This window comes from Pseudomonas juntendi (assembly GCF_009932375.1).
In the GTDB taxonomy this organism is placed as follows: Bacteria; Pseudomonadota; Gammaproteobacteria; order Pseudomonadales; family Pseudomonadaceae; genus Aquipseudomonas; species Aquipseudomonas juntendi.
This window is the reverse complement of record NZ_BLJG01000314.1, coordinates 1-2398: the sequence shown is the minus strand read 5'-3', so window position 1 is coordinate 2398 and position 2398 is coordinate 1. Positions and strand designations below refer to the sequence as shown.

Here is a 2398-nt window from a genome sequence, read left to right as displayed (position 1 = left end):
CGGCGTCGGCCACGTCCACCTGCACATCGTTGCGCCCCTGCACGATCAGCGCCGGCATCGGCAGGCGGGCGAAGGCGGCGGCGGGGTTTTGCCGGAACAGGGTAATCAGGTAGGGCTGCACACTCGGGCGGAACACCTGGCGCAGCGGTGCCGGCACGTCCAGGCTGGTTTGCCCGGCCTGCAGGCGGTCGAGCAGGGCGCTGCCACCGGCCAACTGCGCCGGCGGCAGGCGCTGGGCCAGCTGCTCCCGCAACACGTCGGCCATTGGCCGGCCGCTGCCGGCCAGGGTAATCACGGCGCTGGCCCCGGCCTGTTCGGCGGCCAGGCTGGCAATCAGCGCACCTTCACTGTGGCCGATCAGGATCAGCGGGCCAAAGCGCGGGTCGGCCTTGAGCTTGTGGCTCCAGGCGACCACGTCGGCCACATAGCGCTCCACGCTCAGGTCCCGCTCATCGGGTGCGGCAGGCTGGCTGGCAGCCACGCCACGCTTGTCGTAGCGCACGCTGGCAATGTGTTCGTTGGCCAGCAGCAGGGCCAGGCGCTTGAGGTTGTCGACCCTGCCCGAGGCCGGGTTGTTGCCGTCACGGTCGGTAGGGCCAGAGCCGGCAATGATCAGCACCACCGGCGGCGGTGTGGCTTGCTGCGGCAGCAGCAAACTGCCGTGCAGCACGCCTTGGCCGGTGTCGAGGTCGATGGGGCGTTGCAGCACGGTGGGGGCGGCGGCCTGGGCCAGGCCGGTACACAGCAAGAAGAACAAGGCGACAAGGCGCGACATCATGCGGTACTACATGGGGAGATGTGGGTTTGACCTGATGTTCTCGGGAAGGTTCTTGGGCTGTGCATGGCAGGTTCGGCCCTATCGCCGGCAAGCCAGCTCCCACAGGTATTCCACCCGGTAGGAGCGGGTTCACCCGCGAAGAGGCCCGCACAGGCAACCCAACCATCTGTATACTGCCGCTTTCGTCCATTTCAGGCAGATCTCGCGGAGCGTCCATGTCCGGCAATACCTACGGCAAGCTGTTCACTGTCACCACCGCTGGCGAAAGCCACGGCCCGGCGTTGGTCGCCATTGTCGACGGGTGCCCACCGGGCCTGGAAATTTCCCTCGCCGACCTGCAGCACGACCTGGACCGGCGCAAGCCCGGCACCAGCCGGCACACCACCCAGCGCCAGGAAGCCGACGAGGTGGAAATTCTGTCCGGCGTATTCGAAGGGCGCACCACCGGTTGCTCGATCGGCCTGTTGATCCGCAACACCGACCAGAAGTCCAAGGACTACTCCGCTATCAAGGACCTGTTCCGCCCGGCCCACGCCGACTACACCTACCACCACAAGTACGGCCTGCGCGATTACCGCGGCGGCGGCCGCAGCTCGGCCCGCGAAACCGCCATGCGCGTGGCCGCCGGTGCCATCGCCAAGAAGTTCCTGGCCAGCCAGGGCATCACCGTGCGCGGCTACATGAGCCAACTGGGGCCGATCGAAATCCCGTTCAAAACCTGGGAATCGGTGGAGCAGAACGCCTTCTTCAGCCCCGACCCAGACAAGGTGCCGGAGCTGGAGGCGTACATGGACCAACTGCGCCGTGACCAGGATTCGGTGGGCGCCAAGATCACCGTGGTTGCCGAAGGCGTGATGCCTGGCCTGGGCGAGCCGATTTTCGACCGCCTCGACGCCGAACTGGCCCACGCGCTGATGAGCATCAACGCGGTCAAGGGCGTTGAAATCGGCGCCGGTTTCGCCAGCGTGGCCCAGCGGGGCACCGAGCACCGTGACGAGCTTACCCCTGAGGGCTTCCTCAGCAACAATGCCGGCGGCATTCTGGGTGGCATTTCCTCGGGGCAGCCCATCGTGGCCCACCTGGCGCTGAAGCCGACGTCCAGCATCACCATCCCGGGGCGTTCCATCGACGTGGATGGCAACCCGGTCGAGGTGATCACCAAGGGCCGCCACGACCCGTGCGTGGGTATTCGTGCCACGCCGATCGCCGAGGCGATGATGGCCATCACCCTGATGGACCACCTGCTGCGCCACCGTGCACAAAATGCCGATGTGCAGGTGACTACCCCGGTGCTGGGCCAGCGCTGATCTGCCTGCACCGGCCCCATCGCTGGCAAGCCAGCTCCCACGGGGTCACCACAAACCAGTACATTGTGGGCCGGCTGTGGGAGATTCTATGGTTTTTGGCAAGGGTAGCCGCAGTATCTTCAGCGCCTGTGAGATCGAGCGCCGCCCGCGCGGCGCATCGCGAGCTGCGCTCGCTCCTACGTTTGTTTCGGGCCAGTAACGCCTGTGCCAGGCGCGCGCGGCCGCCTTGTTTGTACGGCGCGATATTGAGGCATGCGCCAAGGCGTTCGCGCGCAAATCCCACAGGAATAATTGGCCCGAAACAAACGTAGGA

At 66.2% G+C, this 2398-nt stretch carries 2 protein-coding genes; one reads left to right on the top strand and one right to left on the bottom strand.

From position 1 onward, the window contains the following. Nucleotides 1-778 (bottom strand): alpha/beta hydrolase (locus GYA94_RS25360; RefSeq protein WP_161893348.1); only part of this gene is annotated, 778 nt, incomplete at its 3' end. Between the two features lie 215 nt (nt 779-993). Here GYA94_RS25360 and aroC point away from each other — a divergent pair. Further along, entirely contained in the window at nt 994-2085 is a 1092-nt protein-coding gene (aroC, locus tag GYA94_RS25355) for a chorismate synthase (protein ID WP_161893347.1), read from the top strand. The last annotated feature ends 313 nt before the right edge of the window (nt 2086-2398 follow it).